The organism is Ochrobactrum sp. BTU2 (assembly GCF_024539785.1).
Lineage (GTDB): Bacteria > Pseudomonadota > Alphaproteobacteria > Rhizobiales > Rhizobiaceae > Brucella > Brucella anthropi.
Window position 1 is genome coordinate 662887 of sequence record NZ_JAHWRG010000003.1, and the last position, 20335, is coordinate 683221.

The window sequence follows — 20335 nt, forward strand, 5'->3', positions numbered from 1 at the left end:
TCTCCATTAAAGCATTTTCGGGCCAGAACTGCGAAATGGCTGGCGTCTGAAATGCGTAAAACCAAGTATTTAGAGCGGCTTCAACGATTCCGTGCCGATTGGAACCGCTCGGGGATGGTTAGTTTGATGTATTGAAACTTGCACGAAAACAAGCCCTCATTGTGAGGAATGGGCCTCCGTTTGTCGATTTGTTGACAATGATGCAAGATCGCCGCGCAGAGTGGAAGGCTGTGCCCGATCTTTCCGTTTCGCTGTCACGACCCGAAAATCAGCATTGCCGATATAAACATCATGACGGCGACGATCACCGACGACGCTGAAAGTGCGCGACGAAGATAGTGCTTGAGCGCAGTATTGTTCTTGAACGAGACCATGGAGGCAATGGATTTCGTTAACTGGTAGAGAGCGAGATAGAGGACAATCGAGATTAGCCCGATCGTCCATCCAAACTGCACCGTCTGGCTGGGATGCCCCGGCACACCTAGAATCCAGGGCAAGACCAGAAGTCCGCAGATCAGAGCCATCAGATCAGGAAACCGGCTTACAGCCAGCTTTATCGTATTGCGGGCAAATATCGATAAACGCACATATTCCTCATGGAATGGCCCGGTCGAAGCCGGGCCAGCTTGATTAGCGAACCAGAATATTCCGGAATTGCCACGGATCCTTGGTATCGAGGTCTTCCTTGAACAGATGGCCGCGACCTTCCAGCGGTGTCCAGTCAGTGTAATAGCCGTTCAACGGACCCAGATATTGCATCTGGACTTCAAGGCAACGGCGGTAATCCATCTCGTCGGTCTCGACGATGCCGCTGCGCGGATTTTCCAGCGCCCAGACCATGCCCGCCAGAACGGCTGAGGAAACCTGCAGGCCAGTCGCGTTCTGATAAGGCGCAAGTTTGCGCGCTTCCTCTACGGTCAACTGCGAGCCGTACCAATAGGCATTCTTGTCGTGGCCATAGAGCAGCACGCCAAGTTCATCGCTGCCGTCCAGAATTTCATGCTCTTCCAGAACGTGCTGCACGGGTTGCGCCTTGCCGCTCGCGCCGAACATTTCGTCAAGGGCCAGAATGGCGTCATTGCTCGGGTGATAGGCGTAGTGACAGGTCAGGCGGAAATCAAGCTTGCCCTTCTTGTCGCGCAGCGTGAAAAAATCGGCGATGGAGATCGCTTCATTGTGGGTGACGAGCAAGCCATATTGCGCGCCGAGCGTCGGACACCAGGTACGAATACGGGTATTGCCGCCCGGCTGTTCAAGGAAAATTGCGGCCTTGTTGCCCTTCTTCTGCTTGCGGGCATTCTTGGGCATCCATTTTTCATGGCTGCCCCAGCCAAGCTCTGCCGGTTGCAGGCCTTCGGCGATGAACCCTTCGACGGACCATGTATTCCAGAATGTGTTGAAAGGTTTCGGCTCTTTTGCGCGTTGAGTATCGCGTTCGGCGATGTGGATACCCCTGACGCCGGCTTTTTTCATCAGTTTCGCCCAGCCGTGGCGATCATCCGCTGCCGGTTCGGTGAAATCGAGCTTCAGTTCAGTCGCAAGATCGACGAGCGCTTTCTTGACGAACCACGAGACCATGCCCGGATTGGCGCCGCAGCAGGAAACCGCGGTCGTGCCACCGGGATTCTTGCGCTTTTCAGCGCGCACCGTTTCGCGCAGCGCATAATTGGTGCGCGAGGCATTGTCAGCTTCTTCATCGAAATAGAAGCCGAGCCAGGGTTCCACCACGGTGTCGATATAAAGCGCGCCATGCTCTCGGGCGTAACGCATCAGATCGAGTGATCCGGTATCGACCGAAAGATTGACGATGAAAGGCTGGCCTTCCGTTTCTTTCAAGAGAGGTCCAAGAACCTTCTTGTAATTGTCCTTGGTGATTGCTTCCTTGATGAAGCGGATGCCCTTGTCATCGAGGATTTTGCGATTGGCTTCGCTCGGATCGATAACGACCATGCGCGACTTGTCGAATTTGAAATGACGTTCAATCAGCGGCAGGGTACCGCGCCCGATCGACCCAAAGCCGATCATGATGACGGGGCCGGTTATCTCGCCATAGACTTGCCATTTCGCTTTCGCCATTTTCTTCCTCTGAGGTGCCGCAGAATTGCGGTGTTGGGTTATCCTTAGCCCGATTTAGCTTATGCGCGGGAACGATAACACAACTTCATAGAAAGAAAGAAACGTCACAAGCCTATGACATCAATACATGTTTAATGCGGATTGGCTTTTTAAGCCTCGATCAGCTGTGCCCGGATCATGCCGCGCAGCGAATTGCCGACGAGAATGTTGCGCGCATTTTTGAGCGTTTCGACGGTAACGATACCCTCTTCGACAACATTGTTGTTCAGCAATTCACGGCGCAGAACCCCGTCGAGGAGGCCGCATGACAGGGCGGGCGTCGTGCAGGTCGTGCCGCCTACATCGAGAAATATCGACGTAATGGTTCCCTCACAGACTTCGCCGCGATCATTGAGCAGGATGACTTCGTCGATCTCTGCCGTTGAATACTCTTCGCGTGCTGCGATATAGGCCTGCCGTCGCGTCGTCTTGTGGCGCAACAGAGTATCATTGTGATCAAGGTGCGTGCGGGCAATCGCGATTCGCCAGATCGTCTGGCAGGAGAGTGGTTCAAAAGGCATGGTCGAGACAGTGGTCACGCCATCGGGCGCAAGTGTCAGCCGCACCTTCAGGGCCTGCTCACCGGTTCCGCTTTCTGAAACCTTCTGCCGGACAGCTTCCATATTGCAGGAAAAACCGAGTTCACGGGCGGAATTTTCGAGGCGCGCCATATGCAAATCGAAGCGTAAAACGCCCGAGAGCGGCTCCCAGCGCATGGTTTCGATCAGCTGATAATCCGGCTCCATGATCACAGCCTGCGCCCCGTGTGGCTCGACAGTGCCGCGAACCGTGCTTTCAGAAGACATTCCTCGTACTCCGCTTGCGCCGTGGAATCGAAGACCACGCCACCCCCGACGTTGAAGATCGCACGATTTTCATCGAGAAGCGAGATCGTGCGAATGGCAACGTTGAAACGCATCCGCCCGCTTGGCTCGATCCAGCCGAGCGAGCCGCAATAAACGTCGCGCGGCCCGGCCTCCAGTTTACGCAGGATTTCCATGGCGCTGATCTTTGGTGCGCCGGTGATCGAGCCGCACGGGAAAAGGGCTGCAAAGAGCGTGCGCAGCGGCAGGTTTTCTTTCAGTCTGGCCCGCACGCGGCTGATCATCTGGTGGACGGTGGGATAGGTTTCGATGCGGAAGAGTTCCGGCACGTCGAGCGATCCCACTTCGCTGACAAGCGAAATATCGTTGCGAAGCAGATCAACGATCATACGGTTTTCGGCCTGATTCTTCGGATCGTTCAGCAGAAACTGGCGGTTCTGCTTGTCTTCTTCAGGCGTGGCACCGCGGGGCATGGTGCCTTTCATCGGATGGGTTTCAATCCACCCGTCGCCGTCGACTTCAAAGAAAAGTTCCGGCGAGCGCGACAGGACAATCGGTCCACCAAGATCGCAATAGGTCGCGTAGCGAACCGGCTGACGTTTTGCGAGCATGTTGAACAGGATCAGCGGATCGCCGCCCCATTCCGCATGGATCGGAAATGTGAGGTTGCCCTGATAGCAATCGCCTTCGCGCAAGTGCTGATGCAAGCGTTCGAAGCGGGGCGCATAGTCGTCAAACGACCATTGCGCGACCGGATCGCGCAGAAAGGTGGCATTGTCTTCGCCGCGGCCGTGCATCGATTGGTCGGAAGGGCCATCGAACACCCCGAAGCAGAGAAGCGGGGCATTGCGTCCCTCTGGCAGCAACGGCTTCAGCTTGGGTTCGAGAAGATAGCCGGCTTCATAGGATAGATAACCCGCAAGCCATTTTCCGGCATTATGGGCCGCCTGCATCGCATCCCATGCGGGTTCAAATTCATCAGGTGTGTCGGCGCGAATGATCGATGAGGGGGCCGTGAAAAGCACATCGCGGCCCGCCTTGTCATCCCGGAACAGGATAAGCGGCTTATTGCTTTGGTGAGTCACGCAAGTGCTCAGTCTTCCATGGCTTCAAGCTCGTCGATGATGCCTTCGATCACCGACAGGCCCTTGCTCCAGAAATCCGGATCGCTTGCATCCAGACCGAACGGCGCAAGCAATTCCTTGTGGTGCTTGGTGCCGCCAGCCTTCAGCATGTCGAAATATTTCTGCTGGAAGCCCTTTTCCGAGTTCTGGTAGACCGCATAAAGCGAGTTCACCAGACAATCGCCGAAAGCATAGGCATAGACATAGAACGGTGAATGGATGAAGTGGGGGATATAGGTCCAGAAGGTCTCGTAACCCGGATTGAGATTGACGGCATCGCCAAGGCTTTCGCGCTGCACATCCATCCAGATTTCGCCGATGCGTTCTGCGGTCAGTTCGCCTTCGCGGCGCTCGGTGTGGACGCGACGTTCGAACTGGTAGAAGGCTATCTGGCGCACGACCGTATTGATCATGTCTTCAGCCTTCTGGGCCAGCATGGCCTTGCGTTCGCGCTTGTCCTTCGTCCGCTCCAAAAGCGAGCGGAAGGTCAGCATTTCGCCGAAGACCGAGGCGGTTTCGGCGAGCGTCAGCGGGGTTGAGGCCATCAGCGCGCCCTGACCGCCAGCCAGAATCTGATGCACGCCGTGACCAAGCTCATGGGCAAGCGTCATCACATCGCGCGGCTTGCCCATATAGTTGAGCAGCACATAAGGATGCGCAGACGGCACGGTCGGATGCGCGAAAGCGCCCGGCGCCTTGCCGGGGCGCACCGGCGCGTCAATCCAGTTCTTGTCGAAGAAATCCTTGGCGATTGCGGCCATTTCCGGCGCGAAATTGCCATAGGCGGACAGCACCGTTTCACGCGCTTCATCCCACGAGATAAGCGCCTGCGGCGTTTCCGGCAGCGGCGCGTTGCGATCCCAGTTTTCAAGCTTTTCGAGGCCGAGCCATTTGGCTTTCAGGGCATAATAACGGTGCGAAAGGCGTGGATAGGCGTCTTCCACCGCCTTGGCCAGCGCGTCCACCACTTCCCGCTCGACGCGGTTGGCAAGGTGGCGGCTGTCGGCAATATCCTGAAAACCGCGCCAGCGATCGGAGATTTCCTTGTCCTTGGCGAGCGTGTTGGTGATCAGCGTGAATGTGCGCAGATTGGCGGCAAAAGTCTTTGCCAGTGCATCGGAGGCTTTTTTACGCACGGCCCCATCGGCGTCCTGAAGCATGTTCAGCGTCGGCTCGATGCTGAGTTCCTTGCCATCGATTTCAAAGCGAAGCCCTGACATCGTTTCATCGAACAGCCGGTTCCAGGCGCTGTAGCCGGTAATCGACTTTTCATGGAAGAGCTGCTCCAGCTTGTCATCGAGCTGATATGGCTTGTCCATGCGCAGATCGGTCAGCCATGGGCGATAATGGCCAATGGCTTCGTTATCGCTCATCGCCTTTTCGAGAACTGCATCATCGATGCGGTTCAGTTCAAGGCCGAAGAAAATGAGATGGGTGCTGGCGTCGGTCAGCTTTTGCTGCACATCACCGAAAAGCTTCATGCGCTTCGGGTCAGATGTGTCGCCATAATAGTAGAGGCCTGCGAAGGAGCCGATACGGCCCATCAGTTCGTCCAGAGCCTCGAATTCCTTGATTGCATCGACAAAATTTCCGCCATTGGTCTTGGCTGCTTCGTCGCCGAGCTTGCCTTTCCAGCGTTCCTCGAAGGCTGCAGCGTCCTTCATCGCCTTTTCGATATCGTTTTTCAGTTCTGCGCTGTCCGCAGACGGATAAAGATCGCCCAGATTCCATTCCGGCAGGTTGCCGAGGTCAGTCGTTTCGGCAGCAACCGCATCACTGGCCGGTGCGTGCAAAACCTTGTTGAAGGAAACGGATTCTGAAAAGCGGGTCATGAACATTCTCCAAGAGCATTTCCAGAAAAAGTGCGAAACGGTTTTTCGTCGGATAATGCGTACAAACAAAGAGATAGAGCGGTTCCACGATTCCGCGTTAACCGGAACCGCTCTACTAGGCCTCTTCTCGCATGTCTTGCCAGGATCGCCAAGAGGTGGGAAAAGCGCCTCGAAATTTTGTGATGGCCTGTCCCGTGGTAGATTGCAGAAAAGCAAATACCTGAATCAGGAAGTGGATTCAGGATACAATTTTTGTGAATGGGACGCTTAGGTACATTTAGTACCTTGCATTCGACGAAGGCTTGCCTCCAAATAACGCGCCTGGAATATGAGACATTTAAACTGTTTAAGTATTTTGGGCGTGGGAACTCCATAGGTTGATGATAGCTGTTAATGGCCACGCGCATACTCATAGCGGATGACGATCCGATTCATCGGCGCAATCTTGAAGCGATAGTCATGCGCATGGGCTATCGGACCATTCTTGCTGACGGTGGAGCAAGCGCACTCGGTTTCGTAAGCCAGCGTAAGGACATCGTCCTGATGCTGCTTGATCTATCGATGCCGGACATGGATGGCCTGACCGTTTTGCGCCGGATGCGCGAAGCTGGAAATAATGTTCCCGTGATTGTTCTCGTTCAGAATGATGATCTCCAGCCGGTTCTGCAGGCAATGAAAATGGGCGCGGTCGATTTTGTGACCAAGCCGGTCGCCTTCGAGCGTGTGCAGGTTTCGGTTTCCAATGTTCTGAAGATCGATGCGCTGACGCAGGAAATCCGCCGCGCCCGCTCATCCCTGAAAGCTCATCTGACACTTTCCGACATGGCGATCAAAAGCCCGGAAATGGAGCGGGTCAGCATTCTGGCACGTAGGGCCTCGGCGCTGGATGCACCGCTTCTGATCGAAGGAGAGCCCGGCAGCGGCAAGGAAACACTGGCGCGCGCTATTTGCAGCGGCGGTGCCCGCTGGCGTGGCCCTTTCGTGACCGTTGATTGCCGCACCTTGACCGTCGACAATGCCGACGAAGTTTTCTTCGGCGTTTCGACTGCACGGCGCGACCGCCGCGAGGATGATGTCATCCGCAGCCTCGGAAAACTCGTGGAAGCCGATGGTGGGACGCTCTTTCTGGATGAGGTAGGTGCGCTGCCACGCCACACGCAAATCAAGCTTTTTGCCGCCATGCAGTCCGGCCAGTTTGAGGCCGGCGGCGGAGGCGAGCGCACGTTGTCCAACGCCCGCATCATGGCATCGAACAGCCGCCCTCTGGCCGATCTTGTCCATATGGGGCGCTTCCATGCAGGGCTTTACCATCTGCTCGGCTCCTTTGCCATTGCTATGCCGTCGTTGCGCAACCGTCTGGAAGATATTCCGATCCTGCTGCATCAGTTCATGATGCGCTATGTCAGCGAAGAACGGATGGGGCATATCACCGGCATCACCACCCATGCGCTGGAAAAGCTGAAGACCTATCATTGGCCCGGCAATGTGCGGGAGCTGAAAAATGCCGTTTATCGTGCCGTCCTTCTCTGCGAGACTGGCGAACTGACGGCAGCTGATTTCGCACAGATCGGTGCGGGGGCAGAGGCTGCAAGGGTAGTGCAGCAATCGGTTCGGTTCAACCTTGTCGATCACGATCCGACGGTGAGTGGTCAGTCGGGCTTGTTCAGCGGGATCGATGGGGCAGGCGAGGTACGCACGCTTGCCGCAGCCGAAGAAGAAATGATCCGGTTCGCGATTGCTCATTATGACGGGCAAATCAGTGAAGTTGCTCGTCGTTTGGGCATTGGAAGAACCACACTTTACCGGAAGCTGAAGGAATATGGCATCGATGTGACGTCGATTTCCGGCAAGGGGCCGGGTGCCGATGAGGAGGGGGAAACGACCCCTTTCAACCGTGCTGCCAGTTGATGAAACTCTGCGTAACCAATTGAATTTTAGTCGTTTATAATAGATTGGCTGTCACGCTTGGCAGGTACTGTTGCCGATTAAAGACTGTTAATAATTTTTTAACCATGACAAAAATAGATGCGCGTGTGTGGCTTTTTTGCCATGGTGTTTCCTCATTTGTTGTTCACTAAGCGTCCATTAACCATTAAATCCGACAATCGGAGCTCGAGCGGAACTGGGACGCAGGCTTTTTGTGGCACCACAAAGAAAGTCCCGAGGGATGCCTGGAGAATGCTTCTGGGGCGGAAAAACGGTAAGGCGATACGATTCGATGAACAGCATATCGACCATTAAAGCGCGCTTTGCGAAGGTTTGGACCGGGATGAAGGCATCTATGTCCGTTCCGTCTGCCCTTGCCGCTGCTGCGGTTCTCATGGCGCTGTCTCCTTCGCAGGCTTCGGCTGAAACCCGCTCTCTCAAGCTTTATTACGTTCACACCGGTGAAAAAGCGGAAATCGTCTTCAAGAGAAACGGTCGCTTTGACGCCCAGGGTTTGAAGAAGCTGAACGTTTTCCTGCGAGACTGGCGCCGCAACGAGCCGACCAAGATGGACCCGCGCCTGTTCGATCTGGTCTGGCAGGTCTATCGCTCCACTGGATCGAGCCAGTATATCACCGTCGTTTCCGCTTATCGTTCACCGGCCACCAATGCCATGCTGCGCTCGCGTTCCGCGAAGACCGGCGTTGCCAAGAAGAGCCAGCATATGCTCGGCCGAGCGATGGACTTCTATATTCCTGGCGTACCTCTGGCAAAATTGCGCGGCATCGGCATGCGCTATCAGATCGGTGGCGTCGGTTATTATCCGCGTTCCGGCTCGCCATTCGTCCACATGGATGTTGGCAATGTTCGCTCCTGGCCGCGCATGAGCCGCCGCGAACTGCTCGCACTCTTCCCGGATGGCAAGACCGCTCACCTTCCCGCAGACGGCAAGCCGTTGCCGGGCTATGAGCAGGCATTGGCCATGATCGAGAAGCGCAAGGCCGGTGGCGGCGAGATCTTGATGGCCAGCAATTCCGCGCCGCGTCGCAGCAAGAGCCTGTTCGGTGCGCTGTTTGGCGGCGGTGCCGACGAAGAAGAAGACACTGGTGATGTGAGCGCCCCGCCGGCCACGGCACGGCCAGCTCGTGCAGCGCCTGCGCGTCAGACTCCGGCAGCGGTTCCGGAAGAGCCGGTCCAGCAGCCGCGTGAAACTATGGTTGCTGCTCTGCCTGCCCGCGATGCTCCGCTTCCGGTACAGGCACCGCGTCCGGAAACGGGCCTTGATGCACAGGCACAGGCCGCAGCCGAAGTCCCGGTCGCCGCACTAAACGTTCCTATCCCGGCTCGCAAACCCGCAATGGCGCCACAGGATGCCGTTGCACTCGCCGCAGCCGAACCTGCCGCCGATGCGGCAGCTGCCGCCCGTGCCGCCGTGGATGCGAATACGGTTCAGGTTGCCGATGCTGGCACGCCTTCGCCGCTGATGAATGGTTTTGTGCCAATCCCGTCGGCTCGCCCGCAGCTTGAAACGGATAATATGCAGCTTGCAGCTGCAGTGGTGCCGTCAGCGCGTCCGACGCGTCCGGGTGAAAACACTGCCACAAACGGTCAGGATGCGATTGCCGCGCTGGTCAATAGCCAGCAGGCCGAACCGACGCAGCTTGCCGATGCAGGCAATGCGGCTGTGCCGCAGCCGGGCGAAACGGCAGCGTTCCCGCTGCCGAAGGAAGCGCCGCGTGCCAACACGCAGCTTGCCCTGCTTTCCAAGAGGGATGAGATCGGCGAACTGATCGCACCGCCTTCTGACGATTATTACGACAGCAAGCCGGTTGCAGACGCTGCGCCAAAACAGGCTCCAGCAGCTGTGCAGACAGCGTCGGTTGCCCGCACGGCACCGGCAAAGCCGACAGCCACTGCTTCTGCGGCAGTCCATAAACAGGTCGCAGCGATTGGCAAGGCAGCAGAAACTGGTGTTCGTACCACCGCGAAGGGCGGGCGTTATGTAGCCAAGGCCCAGTCCAAACCGCGTGCAGTTGTCCAGCCTGCGGTAATGCCAACTTCGGAAGTCGCCATGTCGACGGAATCGGTGTCGAGCACCATACCGGTGACCAATCCGGTTCTCCGCAACGATGCGATGCGCTCCGCACCGGCCATGGTCTACACGGCAGGTTTCCAGCGTGGCAATCTGCCGACCGAACGCGCCAACCAGTTCAGCGGCAATGCCGTTACCTTCCTGACGGTGGCCAAGTTCACGGAAACCAACTGATCGCCATCCAAACGATGACAAACCAAAAGAAAAGGGGCCTTCGAGGCCCCTTTTTACATGCCATATGAGCTTACTCAGCTTTTCAGATCAGCTGCTTCACTTGCAAGGTCGGTGATTGCATCCCAGTCGCCAGCCTCGACGAGTTCTTTCGGTGCAACCCAGGAGCCGCCGACGCAGACGACGTTCGGCAGCGACAGGTAATTCCTGGCGTTTGCAAGGCTGATGCCGCCTGTCGGGCAGAAGAAGGTTCCGGCCAGCGGAGAGGACAGCGCCTTCAGGAACGATGCGCCGCCAGCCTGTTCAGCGGGGAAGAATTTCAGATGGGTATAGCCCTCTTCGCGGAGCGCCAGCATTTCGCTCGGTGTAATGGCGGCGGGCAGAAGTGGCACGTCGCTGTCATTGGCGGCAGCGACGATGTATTTCGTTGCGCCGGGGCTGACGATGAAGCGCGAACCAGCCTTCGCTGCATCCTCATATTGTTTGGCATTGAGGATCGTCCCGGCACCGACGATTGCTTCCGGCACTTCCGATGCGACCGCGCGGATGGCATCGAGTGCCGCAGCCGTGCGCAGGGTGATTTCGATGGCGGGCAATCCGCCTTTGGCAAGCGCGCGTGCCAGCGGAACAGCATGTTCCACCTTGTCGATCAACAGAACCGGAATGACCGGCTGGCCTGTCATGATGGGGACGAGAAGATCGGTTTTCTGGGACATCGGCTTGCTCGGCTGTTTGAGTGGATAAATCGATTTAAATCTCCTTCGTCGGTTTGTCCACCATTGAAGAAGGCTTGATCACGCGGCTCTTTTAAAGTTCTCAAGCCGCTTTTGCCAGCGCTGATAGGCTTCGGCCATGCGTTTGTCATATTCGTTGCGGGCGAAAGCCGGACCGTTATAGCGTCGGGCGAACTCGCGCCAGTTACGGGCCTTCAGCACGTCGAGAAGCTCTGCCTTTTCGATGAAGCGCAGCATCAGCCGCGCCTGCCCGGCAATCGATCCGCGTGCTTCCGCCACAAGTTCATCGACGGTGGCATAACCAAGCCATTCCCAATGCGCACCCATAACCTGCCCCAGCCCCCAGGAGGTGGATTCAAGCGCTGCCTTTTTGCTCAAGCCCATCGCACGTTCAAGCAGAAGCCAGCGCGCAGCTTGCGATTTCGGATTGCGTATCTGGCCTGCGACCGGTGCGGACAGGCTGTTGCTCCTCGCGTAGTCACGCAGACGACCGGACAGCCTGCGGTCGAAATAATGGCCCTCGAACCGGATGGCCGGTTCTTTGCCTCCGCTGATATCGAATAGCGCCTTCCCGCCGCTTTCCACTTCCGCAATTGCCAGCAAAGCCGCCGGGTTAATCTCCGTCTCATCTGCCATTGTCGTCAGGGCTGCAATTGTCTGGCTGTCGAACATATCTCTCTCCTCGAAAAGTGGTCTTCGAGGCGGATTTTGGGGCGTCTTGGTCGCATGAGGATAAAGTTGACTTGAATTCGCCGTTTGTGGGGATTAGTTGCGGGATAGTTTTCAAAGAAGATAGAACCGATGAGCAATTTGCCTTTCACCGTTGCCGCCCTTTATTGCTTTGCGCCGCTCCCGCAATATGAAAGCCTGCGCGAGCCGCTTGCCAAGCTTTGCTGTTCGAATGGCATCAAGGGAACGCTGCTTCTGGCGGCGGAAGGCATCAATGGGACGGTTGCAGGCACACCCCAGGCAATTGAAAAGCTGGTGCAGCACATCACGGCTATCCCCGGTCTGGCTGACCCGGAGCTCAAATATTCCCATGCGACCGAAATGCCGTTCCATCGCATGAAGGTGCGGCTGAAGCGTGAGATCGTCACCATGGGTGTCGATGGTATCGATCCGCTGAAAAGCGTCGGCACCTATATCGCGCCGCAGGACTGGAACGCACTCATCGCCGATGAGAACACCGTCGTGGTCGATACGCGCAACGATTATGAATATGCCATCGGCACATTCGAAGGGGCGCTCGATCCGCAGACCAAGACTTTTCGCGAGTTCCCCGAATGGGTCGAGCAGAACCGCGACAAGCTGGAAGGCAAGAAGATCGCCATGTTCTGCACAGGCGGTATTCGCTGCGAAAAGGCAACGGCCTTCGTCAAGGGGCTGGGCTTCGACGATGTCTTTCATCTAAAGGGCGGTATCCTGAAATATCTTGAGGAAGTTCCGCGTGAAGACAGCATGTGGAACGGCGAGTGCTTCGTGTTCGACGAGCGCGTGGCCGTGGGCCATGGCCTTGCTGAAAGTGATGTCGAGTTGTGCCGCGCTTGCCGCCGTCCGATTTCGCCGGAGGACAAGCTTTCACAGTTTTTCGAGGAAGGCGTTTCCTGTGCCGGTTGCTATGACGAGCGCACGCCGGAAGATCGCGCCCGCTACGCAGAACGCCAGAAGCAGGTGAAGCTCGCCGAAATGCGCGGGGCGCACAAACATATCGGCAGCTGACGCCATTTTGCGGCAATGATCTATTGCCGCATGCATCCCCACAGGGCTGGTCAAACAGATTTCATCCCATTATGGTGGCTCTGGTTCCGGAACGATCTGAATTCGTTACGGAATTTGGGCGGCTTTTGCATGGACGCCCGTGCATCAAGGGTTTGACGGCATCCGGGTCGCGTTTGCCTCCATCACACCCATCATCGCAAGTCGGGGCATAGGAAATCTCCAATGCTCATACAGAAACAGCGCCGGTTTTCCGGCGGATGATGGTTTGCCTGTCGTCGCAGGCAATATGGAGGATACTCATGAAGAAACTGATCGCCGCATTTCTCATCACCGTTGCTGCGGGTGCCGCCTCGGTTGCCCATGCTGCCGAGAAGGTGACTGTTTTCGCTGCCGCCAGCATGAAAGACGTTATCGAAGAAGCAGCCAAACAGATGAAGGCCAAGGACGGTACCGAAGTGGTCGCGTCGTTTGCATCTTCGTCGGTTCTGGCCAAGCAGATCGAGCAGGGCGCTCCGGCGCAGATTTTTATTTCCGCCGATCTCGACTGGATGGATTATGTCGAAAAGGCCGATGCCATCGACAAGGCTTCACGCAAGGTGATCGCCGGCAATGCGCTGGTGATTGCAACGCAGAAAGACACGCCGAAGGGTGACGCCAAGGAGCTTTTGAGCGCCGGTCGTTTTGCCATGGGTGATCCGTCAAATGTCCCGGCGGGCAAATACGGCAAGGCAGCGCTTGAAAAGCTCAACATTTGGAAAGACGTCGAGAAGAATGGCGTATTTGCCGAGAATGTTCGCGTTGCGCTGCAATATGTCAGCCGCGCGGAAGTGAAGGCGGCCATCGTCTACGCGTCGGACCGTGCCGCGGCACCGGAACTGGTCGAAGCCTATCGCTTCCCTGCTAGCAGCCACGCCCCGATCCTTTACCCGGCGGCACTTGTTGCGAAGAACGAAACCGATGCCGCCAAGGCTTTCTTGGCTTTCCTTGAAAGCGATGCCGGTCAGGCGATCATCAAGGACAAGGGCTTCGTGGGAGCTGCGGAGGCTGCTGAATAATGATGGCCAAAGATGATTGAGAGTAATGTCTGGCAGATTGTGTCTCTGTCGCTCCGGGTTGCCGGAATAGCCATCATTGTTGCGCTGCCAGTTGCCTTTATCGTCGCCTGGATTCTTGCCCGGTTCAATTTTCCGGGCAAGTCTCTGGCGCAGGCTATCGTCACCATGCCGCTGGTCCTGCCGCCGGTGGTGACGGGCTATCTGCTTTTGATCCTGTTTGGCGCGCGGGGTGCTCTGGGAGCGCCTTTGCAGGAATTGTTCGGTCTTTCCTTTGCCTTTCGCTGGACGGGCGCCGCCCTTGCCGCCGGTGTCATGGCGTTTCCGTTGCTCGTCCGGCCGATCCGGCTTTCGATAGAGGGGCTGGATCGCGGACTTGAGGAAGCGGCGCGCACGCTTGGCGCCAGCCGCTTCACGGCTTTCTTCACGGTCATTCTGCCGCCCTTGCTACCCGGTGTGCTTGCAGGCGCAGTGCTTGGTTTTGCCAAGGCGCTGGGTGAATTCGGTGCTACGATCACATTCGTATCCAACATTCCCGGCGAAACGCAGACCCTTTCGCTTGCCATCTATGCCCTGATGCAGACGCCAACGGGTGATGCCGAAGCATTCCGTCTGATTGCCATATCTGCAGCTATCTCAATTGCCGCCGTGGTCCTTTCCGAGTGGTTGCAGCGCAGGCTTGCGGGAGCGACAAAATGAGCGGGCTTGCTGTCTCGATCAAAGGGCGCAATGGCAGGTTTCCTGTCGAGGCCGATTTCGCCGCCGACTGGGGCGTGACTGCATTGTTTGGCCATTCGGGCGCCGGCAAGACGACGCTTCTGAAAATGATTGCCGGAACACTCCGTCCGGAGAGCGGACGCATTGCCGTGGGTGACTTCACGCTGTTCGATGCCGAAAAGGGCGTAAATCTACCACCGGAAAAGCGCCGCATCGGCTATGTGTTTCAGGAAGCGCGGTTGTTTCCGCATATGAGCGTGAAGCGGAACCTGACTTATGCGCGTTGGGCCGGGCACAGGCAGGCGACACGGAGCTTTGACGAGGTGGTGGCGCTGCTCGGCATTGATGATCTTCTCGACAGGCGGCCATCGACGCTTTCCGGCGGCGAACGCCAGCGTGTCGCTATCGGTCGCGCGCTGTTGTCTGATCCCGCACTTCTTTTGCTGGACGAGCCGCTTTCTTCACTCGACCATGCGCGCCGGCAGGAAATTCTGCCCTTTATCGAGCGTCTTCGCGATGAAAGCCATGTGCCGATTGTCTATGTGAGCCATGAAATCGATGAGGTTGCGCGGCTTGCCGACGAAATCGTGCTTCTTTCCGCTGGCCGGGTGACGGCAAGTGGTGCGGCGGCGGATGTGTTTCCGCTGATCGACGCCGAGGGCGAGGGCGGCGGCGTGTTGCTGGAAGGGATGGTTTCGTCTTATGACGAGCGCTACAAATTGGCGGAAATCGATCTCGGCGGCGCGTCGTTCCAGCTCAGCGATGCGGGGCTGGAACAGAATATGCGTGTGCGGCTGCGCGTGCGTGCGCGCGACGTCTCCATCGCACGTAAGGTGCCGGAAGCGATCAGCATCCGCAATGTGCTGCCGGTGACCGTCACTGCCGTTACGGCGGATGATGGCCCGAATGCCTATGTTTCGCTGGACTTTCAGGGACGTCGTCTTGGTGCGCGGCTGACGCGGCGTTCTGTAGATGAACTGGCCCTTCAAACAGGTGACCATGTGGTTGCGCTGGTGAAGGCGGTTTCCGTTGATCGGGCGGCTATTCGGGAAAAATGACGCGGGGACAATAATCCGGTTTTCGCCCCGCTTGTTTTATGCTCCTGTCTCGGCCGAATGGGAGAATAGGCATGACTGATTTGCAGAACTGGACGCCGCGCCCCAAGCCGGAACGCAAAGTGCTTGAAGGTCGTTATGTGCGGCTGGAGCCGCTGGACCCGAAGAAGCATGGGGACGAACTTTTCGCCGCTTCTTCGGTCACCGATGCGGATCAGCGCTTTACGTGGCTGTTCGAGTTTCCGCCCGCAACCCGCGAGGAATTCGAGCCCTGGCTGGAAAAGGTGGCGAAAAGCGAAGACCCGCAGTTTTTCGCCGTCATCGACAAGGCAAGCGGCAAGGTTGCCGGACGCCAGACCCTGATGCGCATCGATTCCGCTCACGGCGCGATTGAAATCGGCAACATCTATTGGGGACCACTGATTTCGCGCAAGCCTGCCGCCACCGAAGCACAATTTCTGTTCATGCAGTATATTTTCGACGAGCTTGGCTATCGTCGCTACGAATGGAAGTGCAACAACGACAATCTGCCGTCCAAGCGGGCTGCGGAGCGCTTCGGCTTTTCGTTCGAGGGAATCTTCCGCCAGCATATGGTGGCGAAAGGCAAGAACCGCGATACGGCATGGTTTTCCATTCTCGACAGCGAATGGCCTGCCTTGAAGAAAGCCTATCAGGCATGGCTTGCGCCGGAAAACTTTGATAGTGACGGTCAGCAGAAGAAGAAGCTGGAGGAGTTTCGTGATCTTGGCTGAGCGCAAGAAGAGTAATCCGGCAATTGCTGCCGCCATCATCCTGATCGGCTTCGGGGTGCTTGCCTATTTCGTGCCCAGCATCATGCTGGCGCTGGGCGAGCGCTCGCAAATCGCGGCGATTATCTTCCCGATAGTTTTCGTTCTGGGCTTCTTCGCCATTTTTTGGCTGCGCTCGCGCCGCCAGAACAAGGATTAACCAACCAGCGAAGCGCTGAGCAAAAGCGCACCTGTCAGCGCGATGAACAGGGCGGCGGCAACTTCGATTGCCGCCTTCAGCCGTCCGGACATGGCATTGCTGCCTGCAAATCGCAAGGCCGTGTTTTTTGCTGTGACAGCCAGCGTGGCAAGAACAGCCACGGTGATGAATGTGCCGAACGCCATGGCGAAGACTGAAAGCAGTCCGCCGACCATCAGGCCATTCAAAAGCGCAAACGTCAGCACGATCAGCGCACCCGAACAGGGACGCAGGCCCACCGAGAAAATCGCCGACCACGCCGTTTTCCAGTTGAAGTCGTCGCCGAGCGTCGACGGATCGGCAATATGGGCGTTGCCGCACGCGGCGCACACATCGCCCTCGCCAATGAAGATATGATCCGATGCAGCAGCGGTTGCGGGTTTGTAATTGAGCTTTACTGTGCTGGTGGCAGCCGCCGCGCGCGTGGTCTGCGAAATACTGCCCTGCCATGCCGGACCGGAAGCCATTGCCGGTTCGGGTGCTGCGGCAAAAAGCGACGAGGCCGGGCTGGGGCTTGCATCGTCTTGCTTCTTGAAAAGTAGCGGTAGTTTGCGCGCCAGAAGCCAAAGGCCGAAAAACAGGACCAGCGCAAAACTTGCAATTTCCATGTAGCGCGCGGTCTGATTCATGGAAATGCCGGTGCCACGCAGCAGGAACCATGCCAGACCGACCACGGCGATGGCCATAATCGCCTGCAAAAGCGACGAAATGAACGACAGGAAGATGCCGCGCCGCAGCGCCGTTTCGTTGGCGATCATGTAGGACGAGATGACTGCCTTGCCGTGGCCGGGCCCTGCCGCATGAAAAATGCCATAGACGAAGGAAAGTCCGACCAGAACCGAAGCCTGCCAAGGATCTTCACGCATGGCTTTCAACGCATTGGTCATGGCGAGATAAAACGAGCGCTGCTGTTCGTTCATCCAGAGAATGATGTGCGCGAAAGGCCCGGTTGGCTTCATCGCCACCTCATTCGCACCGATACCGAGCGATGACTGCGCATAGGCCTGCGCAACGATCATCGTAAGGCAAAGAGTTAGAATGAAGGTAGCCGGTTTTCTCATCAGCCTGTTTTCCCTTTCGGTTCGCAGTCTATCTCAAGACGGGTCGCGAATATTTTCGACATGTCCGTGCCTGCCGGATCGTTGAAGAAGGCATCGGTCAGTGTCGCCTGATTCTGGGCGAGCGCTTCATCCGGATTGGGGCGCACGACCTTGGAGGTGCAGCCTGCGGGCAGGCCTTTCACAACCAGATCGCTGTCGTTCATGTAATCGATGGCAGTATAGAAAGTCGGGTCGTAGACGCCGAAGCTGACCTTGTGGCCGGGGGCGAGTTTCAACGGCTTTTCAGGCTTGCTCGTAAAGATGATGAGCAGGCGATTGTCGGTGAAATCTGCTGCGAGGTCGGTCGGCCTCGCCATTTTCACGTCCTTGCCATCGTCCAGAACAGTCTGGAAATATTTGAACTCGGCAATCGAGCCGTTGATGACATGGCCGAGGTCGATCAATTCATTCTTGTCGAGCTGCAGATCGCCATTCTTGTCGAATTCCATCAGGACGGTGGAGGAGAAAACGTCATCGAAACGCCAGACATGCGCAAGCTGTTGCACTGTGCCATCGGGGGCTATGGTCAGTTCCAGTCGTGCGTCGGCAAAGACATGCGGGTGAGCGAGCGCAGCCGTCGGCACGAGACCGGCCAGCAGTGCAGCTGCGGCAGACCGAACGAACCTGCTTTTGAGCCAAGACGACGAAACCAGCATAAAACTTTCCGTTAGAGTTTTCCCACGCTTATGCCCGAAGGCGGCGAAAGTGCGACGTTCTATTTGCTTTATCGTATATCTTAGTCCCGAAAACCGTTTCACACTTTTCAGGATGCATTCTATTCCCGCTCCTTGAACCATTGGGTCAGAAAATCGACCAATGCCCGGATTTTTGCCGGCAGATAGCGCCGATGTGGATAGACGGCATAGATGCCGCCATCCTTCACGATGAATTCATCCAGACACGCAACCAGCCTGCCGCGCTCGATTTCTTCTTCGGCGATGAAGGCGGGCAGCATGCAGAAGCCAAGCCCGGCGAGTGCTGCATTCTTGGTGGCGACGGGGCTGTTCACCTCGATGGGACCGTTGACGGGAACTGTCATCATCGAGCCATCCGTATTGCGGAAATGCCAATTGTTGCGCGAGCGTGCATTGGTGTCGATGATGCAAGGCCGATCGGCCAGATCTTCCGGACGTTCGGGCTTGCCGACGCGGGAGATGAGTTCGGGCGCGCCGCACAGGATGGAATGGAATGGCGACAGGCGCTTGGCAATGAGGGAAGAATCCTGCAAACGCGTGATGCGGATCGCAAGATCGAAGCCTTCCTCCACAAGATCGACAAAACGGTCATCCAGCCGCACATCGAGCACAATGTCCGGATGGGCGAGGCAAAAGTCGATCAGCGACTGCCCAATGACGGCATCGGCAAAAGTGCGCGGGGCCGACAGTTTGATACGCCCGCGCGCGTCAGAACTGGTTTCGCTGACAGCATCCTGCAGCGCGTCGATCTCGCGAATGATCTCCACCGCTCGGTGATAATAGGTGTGACCGGCTTCGGTCAGCGAAAATTGCCGCGTGGTACGGTTGAGAAGGCGTGCGCCGAGTTCGTCCTCCAATTCCCGCACATATTTGGAAAGAAGCGCCTTGGAACGTCCGATTTTTCGCGCAGCGGCGGAAAAGCCTTCCGCCTCGACCACGTCGATGAAGGCGCGCATACGTGTGAGTGTGTCCATGGTCTAGCCCCGCTTCCCGATGATGTTTTTGGCCAGCCCGATCAGCGCCCGGTCGCTGCCGCGTGGTCCGATGAAGGAAATCCCGAAAGGTGCGCCCTGCACCTGTCCCAAAGGTAATGTGATCTGCGGCAGGCCGGAAAGTACCGAAAGGCAAAGCAGGCGCAAAGCCTGTTCGCGATAGGCCTGCAATGTCTCGAAAGGCTCTTTTGCCAGCGGAGCTGCACCCGGTACGGTCGGTAGCGCCAGCACGGCATCATTGCCGACGATCTGTTCGAGTTCCTGCGTGAATTGTGCCCGGCGCATACGCTGGCTGGCAACGAGATCAGCGGCGATTTCCGCACCGAAGGCAAAACGGTCCGCGACGCCGGGGCCGAGCTTGCGATCGCCGGAGGAAATCCAGCCGCCGTGTGTCGCCCAGGCTTCCGCGCCTTGTATGTGGCGGAAGACCAGATAGAGTTCGTCTATCGAGAGCGTCGGCTGGCTCGCCGCCTTGAGACCCGAGAAGTGCGGTCGCACTTGGGCGAACATGGTGCGATAGGCGTCTGTTTCCTGCTGACCGAGCAGAAGCTGTTCCAGAACCGGCATATAGAGAAGCTGCGTCAGCCTGAATTCTTCAGTATCGTCGCCAAGCAGGATATCGCCAACCCGGTCGTAAAGGTCGATATCGCGTGCAAACCATCCAATCGTATCGAGCGAAGGCGCAAGCGGCATGATGCCTTCGAGCGGAATGCGGCCATGGGTGGTGCGCAGGCCGACGAGACCGCAAAAGCTTGCAGGTGCCCGAATGGAGCCGCCCGTATCGGAGCCGAGCGCAATATCGGCGAGTTTGCCCGCCACTGCTGCTGCCGAACCGGATGATGAGCCGCCGGTAACGCGGTCCGGTGCTGCCGGATTGATCGGATAGGGGAAATGCGAATTCTGGCCCATCAGGGAGAAGGCAAGCTCGTCGGTCTGCGCCTTGCCGACAAATTCGGCACCGGCGGCGAGGAGCTTCTCCACCACCGGAGCCGATCTTTCGGCGCGAGGTGATTCGGCCTCGATCTGCGGATTCCCGCATCCGGTCGCCATTCCGGCGACGTCATAAATGTCTTTTACGGCCAGCCGTTCACCTTTAAGCGGTCCGTCCGTTGTGTGAACGGGTGACTTTTCGGGTTTTGCAATGATGGCGTTGAAGGGATCGAAACTGGCCATTGTTCACAACATGCAGCAATTAACGGT

General features: G+C 57.3%; 19 protein-coding genes. 8 read left to right on the forward strand and 11 right to left on the reverse strand.

Features of this window, described 5'->3' with window-relative positions:
- Positions 1-254 precede the first annotated feature (254 nt).
- The 5 genes from KWJ32_RS11990 to KWJ32_RS12010 form a co-directional block, all read right to left on the reverse strand.
- Positions 255-587 carry a hypothetical protein gene (locus KWJ32_RS11990; protein WP_012093557.1) on the reverse strand — a complete coding sequence of 111 codons (333 nt, stop codon included), beginning with the start codon at positions 585-587 and terminating at the stop codon, positions 255-257.
- Positions 588-630: 43 nt separating this feature from the next.
- Entirely contained in the window at positions 631-2076 is a 1446-nt protein-coding gene (locus KWJ32_RS11995) for a homospermidine synthase (protein ID WP_012093556.1), read from the reverse strand.
- Positions 2077-2225: 149 nt separating this feature from the next.
- Positions 2226-2921 carry an aminotransferase class IV family protein gene (locus tag KWJ32_RS12000; RefSeq protein ID WP_040128554.1) on the reverse strand — a complete coding sequence of 232 codons (696 nt, stop codon included), beginning with the start codon at positions 2919-2921 and terminating at the stop codon, positions 2226-2228.
- A complete protein-coding gene (locus KWJ32_RS12005; protein WP_151691216.1) occupies positions 2864-4024 on the reverse strand; it encodes an aminodeoxychorismate synthase component I in 1161 nt (386 codons plus the stop codon). Before KWJ32_RS12005 ends, KWJ32_RS12000 begins: the two co-directional genes overlap by 58 nt.
- 8 nt (positions 4025-4032) lie before the next feature.
- Positions 4033-5895, reverse strand: coding sequence for a M3 family oligoendopeptidase (locus tag KWJ32_RS12010; protein WP_151691217.1), 1863 nt, complete (start codon positions 5893-5895; stop codon positions 4033-4035).
- A gap of 393 nt (positions 5896-6288) precedes the next feature.
- Here KWJ32_RS12010 and KWJ32_RS12015 point away from each other — a divergent pair, with 393 nt between their 5' ends.
- Both KWJ32_RS12015 and KWJ32_RS12020 read left to right on the forward strand, forming a co-directional pair.
- Entirely contained in the window at positions 6289-7803 is a 1515-nt protein-coding gene (locus KWJ32_RS12015) for a sigma-54 dependent transcriptional regulator (protein WP_151691218.1), read from the forward strand.
- Positions 7804-8113: 310 nt separating this feature from the next.
- Positions 8114-10087 carry a DUF882 domain-containing protein gene (locus tag KWJ32_RS12020; RefSeq protein ID WP_040128558.1) on the forward strand — a complete coding sequence of 658 codons (1974 nt, stop codon included), beginning with the start codon at positions 8114-8116 and terminating at the stop codon, positions 10085-10087.
- A gap of 74 nt (positions 10088-10161) precedes the next feature.
- Here KWJ32_RS12020 and KWJ32_RS12025 read toward each other — a convergent pair whose 3' ends face one another.
- The gene (locus KWJ32_RS12025) at positions 10162-10800 is read right to left on the reverse strand and encodes a 2-dehydro-3-deoxy-phosphogluconate aldolase (RefSeq protein WP_012093548.1); all 639 of its coding nucleotides are present in this window, start codon (positions 10798-10800) and stop codon (positions 10162-10164) included.
- Positions 10801-10878: 78 nt separating this feature from the next.
- Complete coding sequence (locus KWJ32_RS12030) at positions 10879-11490, reverse strand: N-acetylmuramidase family protein (RefSeq protein WP_040128560.1); 612 nt, start codon at positions 11488-11490, stop codon at positions 10879-10881.
- A gap of 129 nt (positions 11491-11619) precedes the next feature.
- Here KWJ32_RS12030 and KWJ32_RS12035 point away from each other — a divergent pair, with 129 nt between their 5' ends.
- From KWJ32_RS12035 to KWJ32_RS12060, 6 genes are all read left to right on the forward strand, one after another.
- Complete coding sequence (locus tag KWJ32_RS12035) at positions 11620-12537, forward strand: rhodanese-related sulfurtransferase (protein ID WP_012093546.1); 918 nt, start codon at positions 11620-11622, stop codon at positions 12535-12537.
- Between the two features lie 299 nt (positions 12538-12836).
- On the forward strand, positions 12837-13592 hold the full coding sequence (modA, locus tag KWJ32_RS12040; protein WP_012093545.1) for a molybdate ABC transporter substrate-binding protein: 756 nt from the start codon (positions 12837-12839) through the stop codon (positions 13590-13592).
- Positions 13593-13604: 12 nt separating this feature from the next.
- A complete protein-coding gene (gene modB, locus KWJ32_RS12045) occupies positions 13605-14288 on the forward strand; it encodes a molybdate ABC transporter permease subunit (RefSeq protein WP_012093544.1) in 684 nt (227 codons plus the stop codon).
- Positions 14285-15364, forward strand: coding sequence for a molybdenum ABC transporter ATP-binding protein (modC, locus tag KWJ32_RS12050; protein ID WP_012093542.1), 1080 nt, complete (start codon positions 14285-14287; stop codon positions 15362-15364). Before modB ends, modC begins: the two co-directional genes overlap by 4 nt.
- A 71-nt stretch (positions 15365-15435) precedes the next feature.
- Complete coding sequence (locus KWJ32_RS12055; RefSeq protein WP_012093541.1) at positions 15436-16113, forward strand: GNAT family protein; 678 nt, start codon at positions 15436-15438, stop codon at positions 16111-16113.
- Positions 16100-16309 carry a hypothetical protein gene (locus KWJ32_RS12060; RefSeq protein ID WP_010660689.1) on the forward strand — a complete coding sequence of 70 codons (210 nt, stop codon included), beginning with the start codon at positions 16100-16102 and terminating at the stop codon, positions 16307-16309. Before KWJ32_RS12055 ends, KWJ32_RS12060 begins: the two co-directional genes overlap by 14 nt.
- Here the strand turns inward: KWJ32_RS12060 and KWJ32_RS12065 are convergent.
- From KWJ32_RS12065 to KWJ32_RS12080, 4 genes are all read right to left on the reverse strand, one after another.
- Entirely contained in the window at positions 16306-17409 is a 1104-nt protein-coding gene (locus KWJ32_RS12065) for a nickel/cobalt transporter (protein ID WP_012093540.1), read from the reverse strand. The genes KWJ32_RS12060 and KWJ32_RS12065 overlap by 4 nt on opposite strands.
- A complete protein-coding gene (locus KWJ32_RS12070; protein ID WP_010660691.1) occupies positions 17409-18104 on the reverse strand; it encodes a DUF1007 family protein in 696 nt (231 codons plus the stop codon). The genes KWJ32_RS12065 and KWJ32_RS12070 overlap by 1 nt, the downstream gene beginning before the upstream one ends.
- Positions 18105-18223: 119 nt before the next feature.
- The gene (locus tag KWJ32_RS12075; RefSeq protein WP_010660692.1) at positions 18224-19117 is read right to left on the reverse strand and encodes a LysR family transcriptional regulator; all 894 of its coding nucleotides are present in this window, start codon (positions 19115-19117) and stop codon (positions 18224-18226) included.
- Between the two features lie 3 nt (positions 19118-19120).
- Positions 19121-20308, reverse strand: coding sequence for an amidase (locus KWJ32_RS12080; protein WP_151691220.1), 1188 nt, complete (start codon positions 20306-20308; stop codon positions 19121-19123).
- Positions 20309-20335 lie beyond the last annotated feature (27 nt).